This is a genomic window from Salinifilum ghardaiensis (genome assembly GCF_054491345.1).
The window spans coordinates 1,146,657-1,161,842 of record NZ_CM137101.1 but is presented as its reverse complement, the minus strand read 5'-3'; the positions used below and the strand labels follow the sequence as shown (position 1 = coordinate 1,161,842).

Below are 15,186 nucleotides of genomic sequence, written 5' to 3'. Positions count from 1 at the left end.
GTGTTGATCTTCTGTGTGATGATCTTGGGGTGACTCCGGAGGAGATGCGGTCGGTGGCCCCGCGTGTGGAGGCGTTCGCGGCTGAGATGCTGGCGGGGCTGTCGCGGCGGGATCAGCGGGCCAAGGGCCAGTTGTATCTGCGTGGGCTGTTGTTGGATGGCAAGCGCAAGTCGATGCAGCCGATGGCGCAGCGGCTTGAGGTGGATCATCAGCAGTTGCAGCAGTTCGTGTCCTCGTCGACGTGGGATTACGCCGGGGTGCGCCAGCGTCTGGCGGGCTGGGCCCAACGGTTTCTGCAACCGCGGGCGTGGGTGTTGGATGACACCGGCTTTCCCAAGGACGGTCTCGACTCGCCCGGGGTGGCGCGGATGTACTGCGGGGCGCTGGGCAAGACCGGTAACTGCCAGGTCGGGGTCAGCCTGCACGCGGCCACCGACTGGGCCTCGGCCGCGCTGGATTGGCGCCTGTTCCTGCCCGTCAGTTGGGACGATCACACCACCGAGGATGCCGAGGCCGCAGAGCGCATCCAGCGTCGCCGGGCTCGTGCCAAGATCGACGACGAGGTGCGGTATCGGGAGAAGTGGCGCTTGGCGCTGGACATGCTCGACGAGGCGATCAGTGACTGGGGCTTGTCGGCACGGCCGGTGGTGGCCGACGCCGGCTACGGCGGTATCACCGAGTTCCGCCGCGAGCTCGCTGCACGCGGCCTGAGCTACGTCGTGGCGGTCAAGGCCAGCACCAGTGTTCAGCCCGGCGACGCCGAGATCACCACACCACCCTGGCCCGGCACCGGGCGCCCGCCGAAACCCGGCTATCCGCACCAGCCCACTGACCTCCGCACGCTGGCGCTATCCGCCGGGAGGACAGCACTGCGGCAGGTGACCTGGCGCCACGGCACGAAGAAAACCGCCAGCAACCGCACCGGCGCGATGCGCTCGCGCTTTGTGACCCTGCGGGTACGCCCGGCCAACCGCAACAACGCCCGAGACACCAACGGAAACCTGCCCGCCTGCTGGATGATCGCCGAATGGCCCCCAGGCGAGCCCGAACCCACCGACTACTGGCTGTCCAACCTGCCCACCGACACACCGGCGCGTGAGCTGGTGCAACTCGCCAAAATGCGCTGGCGCATCGAACACGACTACCGCGAACTCAAAGACGGCCTCGGCCTCGACCACTTCGAGGGCCGCAGCATGCCCGGCTGGCACCGCCACGTCACCCTCGCCAGCCTCGCCCAAGCCATCTGCACCCAACTGCGCTATGACCCAAAAGCCCCTGCGCCGGCCTGACCCTCTACGCCGTGATCCGCGAACTCCAGACACTACTGGCCGTCTGGACCGGCGCCTGCCACACCTGCCACCAACCCCTCCGAGACAGCGCGAAACCCCCACGCCAGCAACGATTACGCACTTAACAAAGCCCTACTAGTCTATGTGTATAGCTTTCAGCTCGTTATTGAAGGTGCGCATCCACAAGCGGGCGAGCCAGCATGGTCGCCCGTCGGTTGTGGCGCTGGTGACCCAGCTGCGCAGCGCAACCACACTTTCCTTGGACGGCGCGCCCAGGCGGCCACCCGAGCCACGCAGGGAACCGGCCGCCCACCGGGCCACCTACGAGGCTCGACGGCGACCCGGCTGCCAGCCACAAGCGAGCGTGGCCAGTCGACCCGCACGGCGGCCCCTGTCGTGGATGAGTCGCCTGCCTTCCGCTCGCGGCCGGTGACGCCGCCCGCCCACCGTTACGCGCTCGGCCGCCGGGGTCCGCCAGGACCGGCGCGAGCCGCAGCCCGGCGGGCCCCGGCCTGGCCGCAGCGCACAGGCAAGCGGGCGGGCGGCTCTCGCCGGACGCACCAGGCAGCAGGCAGGCGGCCCCTGCCAGGGCCGCACTTGAGCTCGAGCACATCGACTTCGAACGGGGCGAAATGGTGGTCGAGCAGCAGCTCCTGCAGCAACCTCGTCGGGCTCCTCGCCTCGCCCCGGTCAAGACGAAGACGAGCAACCGCACCGTGGAGCTATCGAAGGTGGTCGCCGAAACCTTGCTTCGCCACCTCGAGCGCTACCCGCCTCAGCCCCTCGAGATCGACGACGCGACGAATCCCAAGTCTCCCACCCGGCGGCCGGCTCGGCTGCTGTTCACCACGGTCAGCGGGTTGCCGGTGACCCGGTCCAACTGGTCACCGGTGTGGAAGTCAGCCGTGCAGCGGGCGGGACTCCCGGCGGGGACCGGGCTGCACGCCCTGCGGCACTACTTCGCCACGTTGCTGATCCACTCGGGCGCTTCCGTCAAGACCGTTCAGCTGGCGCTCGGGCACTCCTCCCCCATGACGACGCTGGAGACCTGCGCCCACGAGTGGCCCGAAGCGATCGAGCGCACCCGGTCGTTGGCCGGCGAGTCACCGGAGCCGATGTAGCGGCGTCATCTCGCACGCGAGGTGCTCCCCGCGCTGGAGCCATCGCTCACTCAGCGCCCGGCCCCCACTCCGGTGCAGGTGAGAGGCCGTCCCCGCGATAGAGCCCGCGCTTGCCGATGTACTGCACGATCCCGTCCGGGACGAGGTACCAGACCGGCAGGCCCGCGCGCACGCGATCGCGGCAGCCGGTGGAGGAGATCGCCATGGCGGGTATCTCGACGAGCGAGACCGACCCCTCCGGCAGGTGCGCCCCGTTGAGCGAGTAGCCGGGCCGCGTCACGCCGATGAAGTGCGCCAGTTCGAAGGCTTCCTCGGCGCGGTGCCAGGACAGGATCTGCTCCAGCGCGTCCGCACCTGTGATGAAGTACAGGTCCGCGTCCGGGTACTGGTGGTGCAGGTCCTTGAGCGTGTCGACGGTGTAGGTCGGGCCGGGCCGGTCGATGTCCACCCTGCTGGTGAGGAACCGCGGGTTGGAGGCGGTGGCGATGACCGTCATCAGATAGCGGTCCTCGGCCGCGGACACGCGCTCGTGGCTCTTCTGCCAGGGCTGGCCCGTGGGGACGAACACGACCTGTTCCATCCCGAACTGGGCCTGCACTTCGCTGGCCGCGACAAGGTGACCGTGGTGGATGGGGTCGAAGGTTCCGCCCATGACACCGATGCGACGCCGCTGCGACATGGGTTCCAAGCTTAGGAAGCCGCATCAGCGGAGATCGCGCGGGGGTGCCCGCCGCGTGTTGCGGCGCACGGTCACCGCCGAGCGCGGCGCAGTCCGCGCGGCGCGGGACGCGCGCCCCGGTTGCTCCGCCCTGCCGGGGCGCGGCCGGAGCGGTGCCCCGCGCACCGGAGGTCCGGGCACGCGGGGAGCCCGGCGCCCCGGCCACCACGACATCGGTGGTCGGGGCGGGGAGTCCCGGCACGCGAGGAGCCCGGGCACGCAGGAATCCGGGCACGCGGAGCACCGCACGGCTCCGAGATGCTTCCCCTCACCCCGGAGCCGTGGCGCTTCGGCCACCACCGAGTCTGAACCGCCGGTTCCAAGATCGCCCGCCGACGCGGAACACGCGCCGAGTCAAGCCCGACACGGCCCGCGTTGTGGACAACTCGTCACCCGGTGGCGTGGGGACGGGTTCCAATTTTCATGAAAATTGCGCCAACTGGAACGATTCCAGATAAGAGGGGAGGTTCCACCGGCCCGCTCGCGGACAGACCCGGCCCGCTCGCCGGCAGGCCGGCCCACTGCGGTCAGTTGGCCGAGCGCACGTGCCCGTCGCCGTGCACGAGCCACTTCGTCGAGGTCAGCTCCGGCAGCGCCATCGGCCCGCGCGCGTGCAGCTTCTGCGTGGAGATGCCGATCTCCGCGCCCATGCCGAACTGGCCGCCGTCGGTGAACCCGGTCGAGGCGTTCACGACCACCGCTGCCGCGTCGACCCGCGCGGTGAACGCGTTCGCCGCGCGCAGGTTCTCGGTCAGGATCGCCTCCGTGTGCCCCGTGCCGTGCGCGCGGATGTGCTCCACCGCGCCCTGCAGGGAGTCGACCACGCCCGCGGTGATGTCCATCGACAGGTACTCGGTGTTCCAGTCCTCGTCGGTGGCCGGCACCACCGTCGGCCCGCCGTGGGCGGCGACGCGCTCGTCGGCGTGCACCGTCACCCCCGCCTGCCCCAGCTCGGACAGCGCGCGGGGGAGGAACTCCTCGGCGATGTCGGCGTGCACCAGCAGCGTCTCGGCCGCGTTGCACACGCTGGTGCGCCGCGTCTTCGCGTTGAGCAGCACGCGCAGCGCGGTGTCCACGTCGGCGGCGGAGTCCACGTAGACGTGCACGTTGCCCACGCCGGTCTCGATGGTGGGCACGGTCGCCTGCTGCACCACGGTGGAGATCAGCCCCGCCCCGCCGCGCGGGATGACCACGTCGACCAGGCCGCGCGCGGTGATCAACGCGTGCACCGAGGCGCGGTCGTGGCACGGCAGCAGCTGCACCGCGTCCTCCGGCAACCCGTGCTGCCGCAGCACCTCGCCGAGCACCGACACGAGCACCCGGTTGGACTCCTCCGCCGAGGACGACCCCCGCAGCAGCACGGCGTTGCCCGACTTGAGCGTGAGCCCAGCGGCGTCGACGGTGACGTTCGGTCGCCCCTCGTAGACCATGCCGACGACGCCGAGCGGCACGCGCACCTGCTGCAGCCGCAGGCCGTTCGCCAGCGTGCCGCCCTGCACCACCTCTCCCACCGGGTCCGGCAGGTCCGCGACGGTGCGCAAGCCGGCGGACATGTCCCGGATCCGCTCCGGGGTCAGGCGCAGCCGGTCCACGATGCTGTCCGGCGTGCCGGCGGCGCGGGCCGCGGCGACGTCCTTGTCGTTGGCGGCGCGGATCTCCGCTTCGCTGTCGATGAGCGCCTCGGCCATCGCCTGCAGCAACGCGTCCTTCGCGTCGCGCGTGGCCGCGGCCAGCTCGACCGACGCGGTCCGGGCGCGCTGGGCGGCGGATCGGACCTGCTCCTGCAGCTGGCCCCCGTCGGCCGCCTCCGGGCTGTCTGCGGAATTCGTCGCGGTGGTCACGGTCCCAGCCTAGAGACCGCGCGGGCGCGCGCGCCGCCCGGGTGCGGACGCGCCGTGCCCGCGCGGGCGCGCGACGTGGCCGCCACCGCGCACGGGTTGACCAGCCCCGGCCGGCCCGGCTGACCGGGCCCGACACACCGCGCGTCGTGCGGGCCCACCGCGCCCGGCCCCGCCGGAGCGGTGCGGTAGGAATCGAGGTATGGACGAACACGTCGTGCGCGAGATGGCGGAGGACCGGCTGCGCGCCCTCGCCGGGGAGGACGCGTCGCTGCGCGAGGACCAGTGGGAGGCGATCCGCGCGCTGGTGCTGCACCGCCGTCGCGCCCTGGTGGTGCAGCGCACCGGCTGGGGCAAGTCGGCCGTGTACTTCGTGGCGACGGCGCTGCTGCGCGAGCTCGGCGAGGGGCCCACGCTGATCGTCTCGCCGCTGCTGGCGCTGATGCGCAACCAGGTCGCCGCCGCTGCCGCCGCCGACGTGCACGCGGCGACGATCAACTCGGCCAACGCCGAGGACTGGGCCGGCATCGAGGAGCAGGTCGCCACCGGTGAGGTGGACGTGCTGCTGATCAGCCCGGAACGGCTCAACAGCCCCGAGTTCCGGGAGAACGTGCTGCCCTCGCTGGGTTCCGAGCTCGGCCTGCTCGTCGTCGACGAAGCGCACTGCGTGTCCGACTGGGGCCACGACTTCCGCCCGGACTACCGGCGCCTGCGCGGCCTGCTCGGCGAGCTCGCGCCCGACGTGCCGGTGTTGGCGACCACGGCCACGGCCAACGACCGCGTCGTCGAGGACGTCACCGAGCAGCTCGGCGTCGGCGCGGGCGAGCACGACGCGGGCGAGGCGGAGACCGGCGCGCTGGTGCTGCGCGGCAGCCTCGACCGGGAGAGCCTGCACCTGTCGGTGGTGCGGCTGCCGGACACGCAGACGCGGCTGGCCTGGCTCGGCGACCGGGTGTCGCGGTTCACCGGGTCCGGCATCGTCTACGCGCTGACGGTGGCCACGGCCGAGGAGGTGGCCGCCCACCTGCGCGAGCAGGGCCACGAGGTGGTGTCCTACTCCGGCCGCGACGACGCCGAACAGCGCCAGCGCGTCGAGGACGACCTGCTGAACAACCGGGTCAAGGCGGTGGTGGCGACCTCCGCGCTGGGCATGGGCTTCGACAAGCCCGACCTGGGCTTCGTGGTGCACTTCGGCGCGCCGGCCACCCCGATCGCCTACTACCAGCAGGTGGGCCGCGCCGGGCGCGGCGTGCGGCGCGCCGACGTGGTGCTGCTGCCCGGTTCGGAGGACCAGGACATCTGGCGGTACTTCGCCTCGCTGGCCTTCCCGCCCGAGCCGACCGTGCGCGCGGTGCTGGCGGCGCTGGCGGACGCGGACCAACCGCTGTCCACCGCGGCGCTGGAGCCGCACGTGGAGCTGGGGCGCGCCCGGTTGGAGATGGTGCTCAAGGTGCTCGACGTGGACGGGGCGGTGCGCCGCGTCCGCGGCGGCTGGGAAGCCACCGGGCAGGAGTGGCACTACGACGCGCAGCGCTACACGCGCATCGCCGAGCAGCGCGCCGCCGAGCAGCGGGCGATGCTGGAGTACCTGGACACCGGCGAGTGCCGGATGCGGTTCCTCCGGCGGCAGCTGGACGACCCGGGAGCGGAGGACTGCGGCCGGTGCGACAACTGCACCGGGGCGCACCCCGAGGTCGACGTGCCGGAGGAGCGGGTGCGCCGGGCGCAGGAGCGGCTGCAGCGGCCCGGCGTGGAGATCGCGCCGCGGCGGCAGTGGCCGAGCGGGTTGGACGCCTTCGACATCCCCGCCTCCGGCCGGATCGCCGCTGAGCAGCGCGCCGAACCGGGGCGCGCCATCGCCCGGTTGACCGATCTGTCCTGGGGTTCCCGGCTGCGCGGTCTGCTGGACGGTGCGCAGCCGCCCGGCGACGACCTGGTGCAGGCGTGCGTGCGGGTGCTCGCGGCCTGGGAGTGGGAGCAGCGACCGGTCGGCATCGTGGCCGTGGAGTCGCGGCAACGGCCCAACCTGGTCCGCGGACTGGCCCAGCGCATCGGCTCGATCGGGCGGCTCCCGCTGCTCGGCGAGGTCACCGCCACCACTGGGAGCACCCCGCACGGCACGAACAGCGCCCGCCGGGTGCGGGCGCTGTGGTCGCGGTTCGCGCTGCCGGACGAGCTGGCGCAGCACCTGTCCGGGCTGAGCGGACCGGTGCTGCTCGTGGACGACTACGTCGACACCGGTTGGACGGTGGCGGTGCTCAGCAGCAGGCTCCGGCAGGCCGGTGCTCCCGGGGTGCTGCCGCTGGTCCTGGCCAGCGCGAGCTGACGCGGCGCGGGACACGTTCAGTGCGGACCCTCCCTCGCCCGAGGAGGACCGTTCGTGTCATTGCACGTGCCGATCAGGGCGGAAGAATGGGTGGACCGGCGTCCCGTCCCACGACGCGGACGGCCGCACAACCCGAAAGCGTTGCGACGCACCCGGCAGCGGATCATCACCACCGGGTGCGGCCGCTAGGATGGTCGGGCTGCGGACTCGTCGCAGTCGGGAAGGACGTACTCCGGAGCGGTCCGCGGCCGGCCACGCGATCGCGGGCAGCGCGGTGGCGCGGCGGCCCGCAGCGACCCGACGCGAACAGGCGGTGATTCAGTCATGCCCCACCCGTTTCGCTGGCAACCCGGCGAGGGGAAGCGGCACGCCACGCTGACGCCACGTCCCCGCGGGGGTTTCCCGGACGGAACGGAGGTCGACGCGCTCTGCGGCGCGCGCGTGACGGCCGACAACTCGGACGTCGCCTGGTTGTGGAGCACCTGCACGGAGTGCAACGAACAGGCGCACGCGATGGCCGGAACCCCGGGAGTGCCTCCGAGCGGCCGCTCCTGAGCCGTACCGCCGCGCCGGCACCGCCGCATCGACGCCGAGGCGCGCCGTCCGCCGGGCGCGCCGGCGGTGGGCCGCGTCAGCGCAGCGGCACCAGGTCGTCGGCGTGCACGACCTCGCGGCGCTGCTCCGCGGGGAGGTCGTGGGTGGAACGACCGATCAGCGCGGGCATCTCCGCCGAGTCGTAGGCGACGACGCCGCGCGCGGCCGTCTTCCCGCGCGGCGAGACCAGGTCCACCACGTCCCCGCCGTCGAACACGCCCTCCGCGGCGGTGACGCCGGCGGCCAGCAGCGATTTGCGGCGCCGCACGACGGCGTCGACCGCTCCGGAGTCCAGCCACAGCCGTCCGGAACTCCCGGCGGCGTGCGCCAGCCAGAACCGCCGCGGCGACAGCCGGTCCGCGCTGGCCGCGAAGGCGGTGCCCACGTCGGCCGCGCGCAGCGCGCTCTCCGCCAGGTCGGACGACGTCAGCAGCACCGGGATCCCCGAGGTGCAGGCCACGCGCGCGGCCTGCACCTTCGACGCCATGCCGCCGGTGCCCACGCCGGAAGCACCGGCCTCACCGGCCTCCACGCCGTCCAGATCGGCGACCGAGGACACCTCGCGCACGACGCTGGCACCGCTGCGCCGCGGATCCCCGTCGTAGAGCGCGTCCACATCGGACAGCAGGAGCAGCGCGCCGGCGTCGACGAGGTGCGCCACGAGGGCGGCGAGCCGGTCGTTGTCGCCGAAGCGGATCTCGTGGGTGGCGACCGTGTCGTTCTCGTTGACGACCGGAGCGGCCCCGAGCGACAGCAGCTTGTGCAGCGTGCGCCGCGCGTTGCGGTAGTGCCCGCGGCGCACCACGTCCTCGGCGGTGAGCAGCACCTGGCCGACGATCATCCGGTGCCGCTCGAACGACGCCGCGTAGGCACGGGCCAGCGCTTCCTGCCCGACGCTCGCCGCGGCCTGCTGGGAGGCCAGGTCACGGGGGCGGCTGGGCAGCCCCAGCGGCGCGAGACCCGCGGCGATCGCACCGGAGGACACGACGACCACCTGGGTGCCGGCGACCGCCCGCGCGGCCACCGCGTCCACGATCTTGTCCAGCCGCGACCGGTCGAGCCCGCCCTCGGCGGTGGTCAACGACGAGGACCCGATCTTGACGACGATCCGCTGCGCGGTGGCGATCGCCTCCCGGGTGCCCACCCCCTGGCCGCTCACCGGCTGTCCCCCTCACCGTCCCATCCGTCGACGTCCGCGACGCCCTGCTCGTCATCGTCATCGTCCTCGTCGAGGAAGTCGTCGTCGACGTCGTCTTCGTCACCGATGTACGCCCCGGCCGCGTCGAGGGAGCGGCGGCGCTCCTCCTTGGCCTGCTTGCGCTCCTCGGCCGAGACGCGCTCGGTCCGCTCCAACCGCGCGTCCCCGCCGCGCTGCCCCTGCATCGCGGCCACGCCCGCGGGGGTGGACGGCTCCCAGTCGAAGGTCATGCTGCCGATGGTGACCTGGCTGCCCGATTCCGCTCCTCGGCGCGCGAGCTCCGCCTCCACGCCGAGCCGGGCCAGCCGATCGCCGAGGAAGCCGACGGCCTCGTCGTTGTCGAAGTTCGTCTGCCGCACCCACCGTTCCGGTTTGGCGCCGCGGACGACGAACGCGTCCGCCTCCTCCGGGTCGGGCTCGACGGTGAAGCTGTCGTCGTCGACCGCCTTCGGGTGCACCCGCACCCGTTCGGGCTGCGGCGTCGGCAGCTGCGCGCGGAACCGCTCGACCTCCTCGGCGAGCGCGAACGTCAGCTCCCGCAGTCCTTCGTGCGAAGCGGTGGAGATCTCGAACACGCGCCAGCCGCGCTCCTCGAGCTCCGGACGCACCAGTTCGGCCAGCTCGCGGGCCTCGGGCACGTCGACCTTGTTGAGCACGGCCACCCGTGGCCGGTCGGCCAGGTCCGGCACCCCGTCCACGTCGCTGAGCGCCGGGGTGTACTCGGCGAGCTCGTGCTCGAGCGTGTCGATGTCGGTCAGCGGGTCGCGCCCCGGTTCCAGGGTGGCGCAGTCGACCACGTGCGCCAGCACGGCGCACCGCTCGATGTGCCGCAGGAAGTCGAGCCCGAGACCGCGGCCTTCGCTCGCACCCGGGAGCAGGCCGGGCACGTCGGCAACGGTGAAGACCTTCTCGTCGGCGGTGACCACGCCGAGGTTCGGCGCGAGCGTGGTGAACGGGTACTCGGCGATCTTCGGCCGCGCCGCGGACAGCGCGGAGATCAGCGAGGACTTGCCGGCCGAGGGGAAGCCCAGCAGGCCGACGTCGGCGACGGACTTGACCTCCAGCACGAGGTCGAGCTGGTCACCGGGGTCACCGAGCAGGGCGAAGCCGGGCGCCTTGCGAGCGCGCGAGACCAGCGCCGCGTTGCCGAGGCCGCCGCGTCCACCGCTGCCCGCGGTGAACGTCGTGCCCTCGCCGACGAGGTCGGTGACGACCTCCCCCTCCGAGGTGAGCACGACCGTCCCGTCGGGCACCGGCAGGACGAGGTCCTCGCCCGCGGCGCCGTGCCGGTTGTTGCCCTTGCCGGCCTTGCCGCTGCTGGCCTCGACGTTCGGCCGGTAGTGGAAGTCCAGCAGCGTGTGCACCCCGGGGTCGACGACGAGCCGGACATCGCCACCGCGGCCGCCGTTGCCCCCGTCGGGCCCGGCCAGCGGCTTGTACTTCTCGCGACGCACCGAGGCAACGCCATTACCCCCGTCGCCCGCCTTGATGTGGATGGTCACGCGGTCGACGAACCGCGACACGGACACGGATGCCTCCTGAGCAAAAAAGCGAGGGGCGGGTACCGGGGTGTCCCGGACCCGCCCCTCGGCAGGGTTCGAATCGGCCGAGAGCGGGTCAGCTCTCGGCCGGAACCACGGATACGGCCTTGTCCCGGCCGCGGTACCGCCCGAACTGAACGGTGCCCTCGGACAGCGCGAACAGCGTGTCGTCCTTGCCGCGGCCGACGTTCGCGCCGGGGTGGAAGTGCGTTCCACGCTGCCGCACCAGGATCTCACCAGCCCTGACGACCTGACCGCCGAAGCGCTTCACACCGAGAAACTTCGGGTTCGAGTCGCGGCCGTTCCGGGAGCTCGATACACCCTTTTTCTGTGACATGACTCAGGCCCTCACTTGTTGATGCCGGTGACCTCAACACGGGTCAGCTTCTGCCGGTGACCCTGCCGCTTGTGGTAGCCGGTCTTGTTCTTGAACTTGTGGATGCGGATCTTGGGACCCTTGGTCTGCTCGACCAGACGGCCGGTCACCGACGTCTCCGCCAGCTTGCCCGGGTCAACCGTGACATCGGAGCCGTCGATGACCATCAGCGGCTGGAGGTTGACCTCGGAACCCGGCTCGCCATCGAGCTTCTCGACCTCGACGACGTCTCCGACAGCCACTTTGTACTGCTTGCCGCCGGCCTTGACGATCGCGTACATCAGTCGGAAGTCTCCTGCTGCTCGGTTTCGCTACTTCACCAGGTACTCGGCGCTACGCCCCGCTCCGGCCCGGAGGCCGGAGGTCGACACGCCGCTGGTGCAGCGTCTCGGTGGTTCCTGTCTCGACAGCCGAGCCACACGGGCGATCGCCGCCGCAACAGGCTTGAGTCTCTCCGCCCGCAATCGGCGGCGAGAAGTTCCCGCCCATCATACAGGCAACGCTCGTCCCACCAGGAGACCGGGGCGGCGACCCGCTCGTGCCGCACCGCGCCGCAGCGTTCCGCAACGACAACGCCGGCGCGCAGAGCTCCGCGGCACGATGCTCCGGATCGGAACACCGCGGCTCGGAGCACCGAGGTCACTGCCAACCCCCGGGACGCGCACCGATCGTACCGGTCACGGGCGCGCGTGTCGTGCCCGGTCATCCGCGGGGCGGACCGGGGAAGGCACTCCTCGGGAGATGTCGACGACGTCGTCGCCGGGCACGCGGGCAGCCGGCCGCCCATCCCGGCGGCGGTACCGCGCGGAGGTGCGAGCACCCCACGTGGCGACAGGACTACGCAGCGGTCCGAGCTGTCGTATGGTTCCCCACGTGCCCCGCCTACCGCACACGTCAGCGCGCCGCGCGGCCGTGCTGTTCGGCCTGCTCGGAACGGTCCTGGCGCTGCTCGTCCCGTTCCTGCCGGTGCGGCACGACACCACCGCGCTCAGCTGGCCCACCCCCGCGAACGGAACGCAGGCCGTCTCGGCCCCGCTCGTGGCCTACGCACCGCTGCGGTTCGACGCGACGATCCCCTGCAGCACCCTGCGCGACGTGGACGCGCGCCCCGACGCGGGCGTCGTGCTGACCACCACCCCGCCCGAGTCGAAGTACGGGCAGCTGACCGGCCTGGCGCTGCGGGCGCACGAGAACCGGGTGGAGCTGTTCAACACCGGCCGCAGCATCGGCTCCCGCGACCTGCCCACCGGCGACTGCACCGTCCGCGTGCACGCCGACGCCGGGGGGCTGCGCGCCGACCTGGACGGCCGGACCTGGGCTGCGGCCCCCGGCGACCAACGGCCCCAGCTCACCGGGGTGTACTCCGACGTCGACGAGGACGTCGACGACACGGCGGGCCTCGCGGTGCGCGCCCGGGTGGACGACCGGTTCGAGACCTCGGCGACCGCGCTCAAGCTCGCCGCCACCGCGCTGGCCGTGGTCTCCTTCGCCGCCGCGATGGCGGCGCTGCGCCGCATGGACGACGCCACCGGCCGGCGCCCGCCCCGGCTGACCGGACCCGGGTGGGCGCGGCTGACCACGCGCGACGCCGCCGTGTTCGCCGCCCTGCTCGCGTGGTGGCTGATCGGCGCCATGACCTCGGACGACGGCTACGTGCTCAGCATGCTCCGCGCGCGGGAGAGCGCCGGGTACGTGAGCAACTACTACCGCTGGTTCGCCAACCCGGAGTCCCCGTTCGGCTGGTTCTACGAGATCTACGCCGGGTGGGTGCACCTGTCCACGGCCACCCCGTGGGTCCGCCTGCCCGCCCTGGCGCTGGCCGTCGGCAGCTGGCTGCTCATCAGCCGGGGAGTGCTGCCCCGCCTGGGCCCGCAGCTGCGGCGCAGCGCGGCCGCGGGCTGGGCCGCCGCCGCGGTGTTCCTGGCGTTCTGGCTGCCGTACAACAACGGCCTGCGCCCCGAACCGGTCGTGGTGTTCTTCGCCCTCGCCTCCTGGTGCGCGGTGGAACGCGCCGTCGCCTCCCAGCGGATCGCCCCGGCCGCCTGGGGACTGCTGGCTGCGGCGCTGTCCACGACCGCGAACCCGCACGGGCTCGTCGCGGTGCTGCCGTTCCTCGCCGCGGTGCGCCCGCTGACACGCCTGGTGCGCCGCTTCGCAGCAGCGCACGGGTGGTGGTCCGGGATCGCTCCGGTGGCCTGCTCCGGATTCCTCGTGCTCGTGCTGGTGTACCTGGACCAGAGCTGGCGCTCGGTGCTCGACGCGATGGCGCTGAAGACGCGGATCGGGCCGAACAGCCACTGGTACGAGGAGCTGGACCGCTACGCGCTGCTGTTCAGCCCCATCCCGGACGGGTCGCTCACCCGCCGGTTCCCCGTGCTGCTCGTGCTGCTGTGCCTCGTCACCTGCGCGCTCGTGATCGCGCGGCGCACCCGGATCAACGGTGCGGCGGCCGGACCGAGCCGCCGGCTCGTCGCCGTGACCGCGCTGTGCTTCGTGGTGCTGGCGCTGACCCCCACCAAGCACACGCACCACTTCGGCATCCTCGCCGCTTTCGGCGGAGGGTTGGCGGCCCTGACCGCGCTGGCCACGAGCAGCACCGTGCTGCGCTCGCGACGCAACCGGGCGGCGTTCCTCTCCGGGCTGATGCTCGTCGTCGCGCTGGCCTCCACCGGGCCGAACGCCTGGTGGTACGTCTCCAACTGGGGCGTGCCCTGGTTCGACAAGGCGCCCTCGCTGGGCGGCCACGAGGCCAGCACGCTGTTCCTGCTGCTGGCCGGGGTCGCCGCGCTCGTCGCCGTGGTCGAACACGTGCGCATCGACCCGCGCGCCGCGCACGGGGGCGCGCGGCAGGACCACCCGGAGCAGCGCAGCCGCGCCCTGCGGCTGGGCACCGCCCCGCTGTCGCTGGTGTGCGCGCTGCTCGTGCTCGGCGAACTGGCCGCCTTCGGCAAGGCCATCGCCGAGCAGGGCCAGCAGTACAGCCTCGGCGCGGACAACGTGCAGCAGCTCGTCGGCGCCAGCTGCGGGCTGTCCGATTCGGTCATGGTGGAACCGCACCCCCGCGAAGGGGTGCTCACGCCGATCGGGCAGCAGCCCGCGGCGGCAGCGCCGGGGACTCCGGCGGCGGAGCGCGGCCCCGGGTACCTGCGCCCCGCGGAACGCGGCTTCGACCGCTCCCGCCTGCCCCGCGGTGACGAGGCCGCACCGGGCGAACCGAACTGGCGTCCCCCGCACGGGTTCGGCGACGACCGGGCCCCGGTGTGGGGCAGCTACGACCCCGACGGGACCAACACCGGGCAGCTGCGCACCCCCTGGTACGGCCTGCCGGAGCAGGCGAGGCGCGGTGACCGTCCGGTGGCGCTGAGCCTGGCCGGGATGGAAACCGGCGCCAACCGGGTGGTGCTCGAGTACGGGCGGCCCACGCCGGAGGGGTTCGAGGTCCTCGGGCGCAGCCCGGTGCTCGAGGGGCCCCCACCGGGGTGGCGGGACTACCGCGGGGACGTCCCGGAGCGGGCCCGGCAGGCGACGATGGTGCGCGTGGTCGCCACCGACGCGGCGCTCGGCCCGGAGGGCTGGGTGGCCGTCAGCGCCCCGCGCGTGCCGCGCGTGGCCACGCTCACCGAGGTCGTCGGCCGGGACCCGGCCTTCGTGGAGTGGCCCGCCGCGCTGGTGCACCCCTGCCTGCGGCAGCCGCGCCTCGGGCACGGGGTGGCGGAGCTGCCGCGTTACCGCGTCTCGGCCGGCAGGGAGTTCCGCGAGACCGGACAGGGGTGGTCGGCGCCGGACGCCGGCGGCCCGTTCGGCTGGCTCAACGTGGCCACCACCGCGCGGGAACTGCCCACGTACCTGCGGGGCGACTACGAACGCGACTGGGGGACGCTGTACCGCGTGCAGCCGTACGTCCGCGCCGCACCGGCCGAGACCGCGCTGCGCACCCGCTCGGAGACGCACTGGGGGACGTGGTCGCCGGGACCGCTGCCGGAGCCGGTGGAGCTGCCCGGGGACATGCCCTCCTCCGACGCCCGCGGCGACGTGCGCGGGTTCTCCGACGAGGACTGATCACCCGGGGCTCAACGAGCACCCCGGGGGGCGCTGCAGCAGCGGTCGGCGCCGACCGGAGCGGACGCGCGGACCGGCGGCCGTGTGCTCGGCTGCACCGGCCAATCCGCGGAGTCCCCCGGTCGG

11 protein-coding genes are annotated in these 15,186 nt (G+C 73.0%); 5 read left to right on the top strand and 6 right to left on the bottom strand.

The window, feature by feature from the left end; translation table 11 throughout:
* The first annotated feature begins 29 nt into the window (after window positions 1-29).
* Both ACVGV0_RS05175 and ACVGV0_RS05170 read left to right on the top strand, forming a co-directional pair.
* On the top strand, window positions 30-1,289 hold the full coding sequence (locus tag ACVGV0_RS05175) for an IS701 family transposase (protein WP_459158707.1): 1,260 nt from the start codon (window positions 30-32) through the stop codon (window positions 1,287-1,289).
* Window positions 1,290-1,801: 512 nt separating this feature from the next.
* The gene (locus ACVGV0_RS05170) at window positions 1,802-2,410 is read left to right on the top strand and encodes a site-specific integrase (RefSeq protein WP_459159929.1); all 609 of its coding nucleotides are present in this window, start codon (window positions 1,802-1,804) and stop codon (window positions 2,408-2,410) included.
* Between the two features lie 46 nt (window positions 2,411-2,456).
* Here ACVGV0_RS05170 and nadD read toward each other — a convergent pair whose 3' ends face one another.
* Window positions 2,457-3,089: a nicotinate-nucleotide adenylyltransferase gene (gene nadD, locus ACVGV0_RS05165; protein WP_459158706.1), complete on the bottom strand. Its 633-nt coding sequence runs from the start codon at window positions 3,087-3,089 to the stop codon at window positions 2,457-2,459.
* 566 nt (window positions 3,090-3,655) lie between these two features.
* A complete protein-coding gene (locus tag ACVGV0_RS05160; protein ID WP_459158705.1) occupies window positions 3,656-4,969 on the bottom strand; it encodes a glutamate-5-semialdehyde dehydrogenase in 1,314 nt (437 codons plus the stop codon).
* A 199-nt stretch (window positions 4,970-5,168) separates the two neighbouring features.
* Between ACVGV0_RS05160 and ACVGV0_RS05155 the strand changes: the two genes are divergently transcribed.
* Both ACVGV0_RS05155 and ACVGV0_RS05150 read left to right on the top strand, forming a co-directional pair.
* Complete coding sequence (locus tag ACVGV0_RS05155; RefSeq protein WP_459158704.1) at window positions 5,169-7,292, top strand: RecQ family ATP-dependent DNA helicase; 2,124 nt, start codon at window positions 5,169-5,171, stop codon at window positions 7,290-7,292.
* A gap of 324 nt (window positions 7,293-7,616) precedes the next feature.
* Complete coding sequence (locus tag ACVGV0_RS05150) at window positions 7,617-7,847, top strand: zinc finger protein (RefSeq protein WP_459158703.1); 231 nt, start codon at window positions 7,617-7,619, stop codon at window positions 7,845-7,847.
* A 76-nt stretch (window positions 7,848-7,923) separates the two neighbouring features.
* Here the strand turns inward: ACVGV0_RS05150 and proB are convergent, their stop codons facing one another.
* The 4 genes from proB to rplU all read right to left on the bottom strand — a co-directional run bounded on the left by proB (window position 7,924) and on the right by rplU (window position 11,282).
* Window positions 7,924-9,045: a glutamate 5-kinase gene (gene proB, locus ACVGV0_RS05145; protein ID WP_459158702.1), complete on the bottom strand. Its 1,122-nt coding sequence runs from the start codon at window positions 9,043-9,045 to the stop codon at window positions 7,924-7,926.
* On the bottom strand, window positions 9,042-10,607 hold the full coding sequence (gene obgE, locus ACVGV0_RS05140) for a GTPase ObgE (protein ID WP_459159928.1): 1,566 nt from the start codon (window positions 10,605-10,607) through the stop codon (window positions 9,042-9,044). The genes proB and obgE overlap by 4 nt, the downstream gene beginning before the upstream one ends.
* 94 nt (window positions 10,608-10,701) lie before the next feature.
* Window positions 10,702-10,962 carry a 50S ribosomal protein L27 gene (gene rpmA, locus ACVGV0_RS05135; RefSeq protein WP_459158701.1) on the bottom strand — a complete coding sequence of 87 codons (261 nt, stop codon included), beginning with the start codon at window positions 10,960-10,962 and terminating at the stop codon, window positions 10,702-10,704.
* Window positions 10,963-10,973: 11 nt separating this feature from the next.
* The gene (rplU, locus tag ACVGV0_RS05130; protein ID WP_459158700.1) at window positions 10,974-11,282 is read right to left on the bottom strand and encodes a 50S ribosomal protein L21; all 309 of its coding nucleotides are present in this window, start codon (window positions 11,280-11,282) and stop codon (window positions 10,974-10,976) included.
* 592 nt (window positions 11,283-11,874) lie between these two features.
* On the opposite strand from rplU, the gene ACVGV0_RS05125 reads away from it, so the two are divergent.
* Window positions 11,875-15,060, top strand: coding sequence for an arabinosyltransferase domain-containing protein (locus ACVGV0_RS05125; RefSeq protein ID WP_459158699.1), 3,186 nt, complete (start codon window positions 11,875-11,877; stop codon window positions 15,058-15,060).
* Window positions 15,061-15,186 lie beyond the last annotated feature (126 nt).

Excerpts from the sequence above, each read along its gene's own strand:
- nadD (WP_459158706.1), bottom strand. The coding sequence starts at position 3,089 with ATGTCGCAGCGGCGTCGCATCGGTGTCATGGGCGGAACCTTCGACCCC.
- rpmA (WP_459158701.1), bottom strand. The coding sequence starts at position 10,962 with ATGTCACAGAAAAAGGGTGTATCGAGCTCCCGGAACGGCCGCGACTCG.
- rplU (WP_459158700.1), bottom strand. The coding sequence starts at position 11,282 with ATGTACGCGATCGTCAAGGCCGGCGGCAAGCAGTACAAAGTGGCTGTC.
- ACVGV0_RS05155 (WP_459158704.1), top strand. The coding sequence starts at position 5,169 with ATGGACGAACACGTCGTGCGCGAGATGGCGGAGGACCGGCTGCGCGCC.
- ACVGV0_RS05150 (WP_459158703.1), top strand. The coding sequence starts at position 7,617 with ATGCCCCACCCGTTTCGCTGGCAACCCGGCGAGGGGAAGCGGCACGCC.